This window comes from Cytophagia bacterium CHB2, from assembly GCA_030263535.1.
GTDB lineage: Bacteria > Zhuqueibacterota > Zhuqueibacteria > Zhuqueibacterales > Zhuqueibacteraceae > Coneutiohabitans.
On sequence record SZPB01000431.1, the window covers coordinates 1 to 4,803 of the forward strand.

The following is a 4,803-nucleotide window of genomic DNA, read 5'->3' on the forward strand; positions in this document are numbered from 1 at the left end:
CGTCAACACCAACCTCATATTGTCCGGAATTACTTTCTTGAAAAGAACGTTCAGTATGCGGCAATTAAAAATTAATGTATTTAGTGCTCCGAGTAGTAATTTTGAGTTTGGGAGAAACAAAATATGTCCCAGGAGCCCAAAGTACTCTACGGCTTCGAACATGAAACGATGGAAGCCAAGGTCCGCAGTTTCCTTAAATTGACTCCGGCAGAGCGCATCAAAAGTATGTTTGAGTTTATGGAGTTCGTGGCCGCCATCGAGCGCGCAAATCCGAGGAATCATGCTAAAAAGGTATCTCGCCCTGTTCCGGGCGCTAAACGCCGCGCGCGTTAAGTATCTTGTTATAGGCGGTCTTGCGGCAATTGCATACGGCATTCCCCGAAGCACCAAAGATGCGGATATTGCCGTTCTGTCCAGTGAAAAAACGTACACGAAATTGTTGAAGGTTTTCAGGACTTTGCGCTTGGGTGCGGCATATTTGACTGATCCTGAGAATTCGTGTCGATGTTTTGTCGGAGGCGCCGGGATTGGATTTCCAGAGATGTTGGGAGAATCGCAATGTTTTTAAAATCGATGGCGTGCGAATCAATTTTGTGAGTCTTGATGATCTCATTCACTTGAAAAAAAACACTGGCCGCCAAGGCGATTTGGCCGATGCCGAGATTTTGAAGAAAATTCGCGATGGCACGATCTGATCATATTCTCTGGTTCTACTTCAACAGATTCCTTGCTCGGCCGACAGAAAACACGAAATACATCAATGCGCTTTTCGTGTGTTTCGTGGTCAAAAAGTTTGAATCTCTCTAAGTTGAATAAATTGCTTCCATCTCGCGTGATGTAACACCGGCAATCAACACCCACTGCTCGACCAAGTCCACTAAGGCGTTTTCGGTTTCCACCAACCAAATGAGAGGAGACGGTTTATGATCAGGCCAGTATTTTTTTCACCTACCCTGTTTGCCTTATTCTTTCTTACCACTATAACGCAGGCGCAACCGGTCGGCGGGCACATTCCCATCGCACATGGGCATCCGGGCGGAACCTATCCCTACAACAACGCGCCCGCTTCGAGCATTTGCTGGGGATATGCGCAAGGAAGGGCGTTCGGTCGTTATGACGGCGATCAGGAGTGCAATCCGGCGAAAACCTATGCATCGCAAATTGACGAAAATAATTTTCCCTATGTTTCCGGCGCAAGTTTGAGCGGCATCGAGCTTGGGGATATTGTGGTATTCGGTACAATACGCCAGGGGGCAAATGGTCACGCGGCATTTGTTATTTATATTCCACCCGGTTTTGACGGCAGCGAGGCAGCCATTCGCAATATCAAGGTCGATCAGGTTCCGGCGCAAAACCTGCAACCGCAGCATGGAATATTGCTCAATAACGTTATCCCGCAACAGGGCATGCCTGTGGGGTACCACGAAGGCAACGGCTTGAGTGGAGGCGGTCCGCTTAACGCCCTCGTTTTCCGCAACAGCTTCGGCGGCGGGGTCATATGTGTCGGCCAAACCATGAGCGGTACATGGTGCCAGTTTCCGGGAACCTACATCGAGCGCAAGATAAACACGGAAAGCCAGCTTTGGATTCACTCTCCCTCCCCACAAGAGCATGAGGGAATAACACGGAAGTTCAGGGAGTGGACACGAAATGGAAGCCATTTGACTTATAGCAATCCTCACCTCATCACAGTAGATGGGGCTGCGACATATGAGGCGGTCTTTGACGCCTACTATGACGTGACGTTCAAAAATCAATTCCCCTGCGGCGCGGGAAATGGCGGCGTTATCGTTGTGAACAGCCAAAACAAAAGCTCGCCGCACACTACAGAGGTGAAGCAGGAGATTAATGTCACTGCTCGCGCGAATAACCAAACCTACAATGGCGTGATCTACAATTTCAGCAATTGGTCAAACGGCAGTACGAATCCAGAAATCACATTTATTCCCAATACCAACGTGGAGTACGTTGCCAACTACGTTGTGGTCAAGCCGCAGCAGATGAGCTACTTCAATCTGCATGTAAGCAGCAGCCCGGGGCAATATATCCAACTTGCCTGGAATCAACATCCCAATTCCAATGTGACCTATCAAGTTTGGCGGCGCGCAAAACCCGCGGGCGGCAGTTTGGGTCCACCGGTTTTGAAAGCGACCCTGGCCAACAACGTCACTTCCTGGACGGATTACGACTATCTCATGACCTCAGGCTATACGCACGATCTGCTGGAATATGACGTGCGCAGTTATTACGTTTGCGGCAGCACGGCCATCGCGGCGGATGCAAATTACATCACGGTGTTCGGCAACGGAGGTATCATTCCAAAAGCCACAGCGGATCCGCTTAATGAAGAAACGTTGCCGCAAAGCTTCGCGATTCAGGCAAGCCCCAATCCATTTGTCGAAGCCACGACGTTGCGTTATCAGCTTCCGAGCAGCGCCCATCTCGTGCTGGAAGTTTATGACCTTAACGGTCGGCGCCTTGAGGTATTGAGCAATGGCTTGCATAATGCCGGTAATTATTCAGTCGTTTGGCAGAGCGTTGCATCTTCTCGCTCGGCAAGCGGCGTTTATCTTTACCGTTTTCTTGCGCAACCGACAAACGGCGCTGCACCGTTTGTGAAGTCGGGTAAGCTCGTACGCATAAAATAAGCTCAACTCATGCACGCCACACACTTTTTTAGTGTGTGGCGTTTTGGCAATTCCGAAAAATGATCGAGCGAACCATGAACAGCATATTCAAAAAAAGTTTGCACAAGGTTTTATTCCTCGTGCTCACCCTCGTTTGCGTTTTTGCCTGCAAAAAGCAAGCAACCCAACCTCTTCCACCGTTGCCGAAAGACCCTCGCACTTATACTTGGACCATCGATACGCTCAAAAGCAACAGCGGCCAAACGTTGATGCGAAGTATCTGGGGCAGTTCAACGAAAAATATCTATACCGTCGGGTGGGATGCCGGCTCGTTAGGCGATATGTTTCATTTTGACGGTCAGAAGTGGAAAATTTTTCAAGAAATCCTCACACCATACGGCGGACCGCTTGGCAGGCCCTTCGGCGTACATCGTATCTTAGGGTTTGACGCGAACAATATTTGGGTTGTGGGACGCTGGTCCGCGGATCTGCCCGAACAGGATAGTACATTAATTCTTCACTTCAACGGTCAGAATTGGCAAAGCGCTCCTACAGTAGGAGGACATCCCTTGCAAGGAATCTGGGGGACATCACCGGACGATATCTGGACTGGCGGAGTTAAAGGAGCTTTGTATCATTATGATGGTTCTTCCTGGCAACGGAAGCAACCACCAAGATCTTTTTGGTATAACAGCTTTGCCGGTTTATCGACAAACGAAGTCTATGCTTTAGCATATGAGTACGATGCCCAAGGCCGAGGCACGAGGTATTTCTCCATGTGGGACGGCACCGAGTGGCGTATCTTGCAATCTTTCACCGGGCTTCCTCGCGAAGGCGCGCCCTTTGGGGATATCGCTCTTTTTGCCGTAGACGGCCAACTCTTTTCCGCGGGTCACGGCGTATTCAGGAAAATTGCCAGTGGCTGGGAAAAGCTCCTTTCGCCTGCTCAAACGGTTTTTTACGGCATGCACGGCACAGCCGCAGACAATTTGTTCGTGGTGGGCATCCACGGCCGTGTTTATCACTACAACGGCAGAGATTGGGATCAGCTCATCGATCTTGCTTTTTATGGGCTCTCATGGTATGATGTATGGACCGACGGCACGGAGACGTTCATTGTCGGGACCGACGGCGGCGTTTCGTATGTGGCGCATGGGAAATGAAGAAATTAAAATAGAAAGGCCGTATTTGAATTAGATGGATCGAAATATTACCTGGAGACTATCCTAAGGAGGAGCATTGAAGATTCACGAATATCAAGCCAAAGAAATTTTGCGCAAATTCGAGGTGGCAGTACCGAAAGGTAAAGTTGCCAAAACGCCGGAAGAAGTAGGCGTGATTGCGCATGAGTTGGGCGGCAAGGTGGTTGTGAAAGCGCAAATTCACGCCGGCGGGCGCGGCAAAGGCGGCGGCGTCAAGCTGGCGCAAGATGCGCATGAGGCTTATGAAATCGCGCGCAAGATGATTGGCATGCAGCTCGTCACCCCGCAAACCGGGCCGGAAGGCAAGCGCGTTAATCAAGTGCTGATCGAACAGGCATTGAACATTGCGCGCGAGTTGTATGCCGGCATCGTGCTGGATCGTGCGTCGTCCCAACTCGTTTTCATGGCGAGCACGGCGGGCGGCATGGAAATCGAAAAAGTGGCGGAAGAAACGCCCGAGCTGATTTTGAAAGAGTACGTCGATCCGCTGACCGGCTTGCGCGCGTCGCAAGCGCGCAAGCTCGCGTTCGGCCTGGGATTGGAAGGCGAAGCGTTCAAGAACGCGGTGAAGTTTTTCCTGGCTCTGTATCGCGCATGCGTCGCGTCGGATTGTTCGCTCGCCGAGATCAATCCGTTGATCGTGACGGCCGAGGGCCAGGTGCTGGCGCTTGACGCCAAAATGAATTTCGACGACAACGCACTGTTTCGCCACGCCGACATTCTTAAACTGCGCGATTTGAATGAAGAGGATCTGCTGGAAGTCGAAGCTTCGAAGTACAATCTGAATTACGTCCGGCTCGATGGCAACGTCGGCTGCATGGTCAACGGCGCGGGCCTGGCCATGGGCACGATGGACATCATCAAGCTGGCCGGCGGCATGCCCGCAAACTTTCTCGATGTCGGCGGCGGCGCGAATCCCCAAACGGTCGAAAACGGTTTCAAAATCATTCTCTCCGATCCCAATGTCAAAGCGA

The 4,803-nt window shown here is 51.0% G+C and carries 4 protein-coding genes; all 4 read left to right on the forward strand.

Annotation, left to right across the window (positions count from 1 at the left end):
- The first annotated feature begins 123 nt into the window (after window positions 1–123).
- Entirely contained in the window at window positions 124–333 is a 210-nt protein-coding gene (locus FBQ85_26585; GenBank protein ID MDL1878700.1) for a hypothetical protein, read from the forward strand.
- Between the two features lie 590 nt (window positions 334–923).
- Window positions 924–2,648 (forward strand): T9SS type A sorting domain-containing protein, encoded by a 1,725-nt coding sequence (locus tag FBQ85_26590; protein ID MDL1878701.1) that lies wholly within the window; start codon window positions 924–926, stop codon window positions 2,646–2,648.
- A 74-nt stretch (window positions 2,649–2,722) separates the two neighbouring features.
- Window positions 2,723–3,790 carry a hypothetical protein gene (locus FBQ85_26595; GenBank protein ID MDL1878702.1) on the forward strand — a complete coding sequence of 356 codons (1,068 nt, stop codon included), beginning with the start codon at window positions 2,723–2,725 and terminating at the stop codon, window positions 3,788–3,790.
- Between the two features lie 76 nt (window positions 3,791–3,866).
- A partial coding sequence (gene sucC, locus FBQ85_26600; GenBank protein ID MDL1878703.1) for an ADP-forming succinate--CoA ligase subunit beta occupies window positions 3,867–4,803 on the forward strand: 937 nt, incomplete at its 3' end.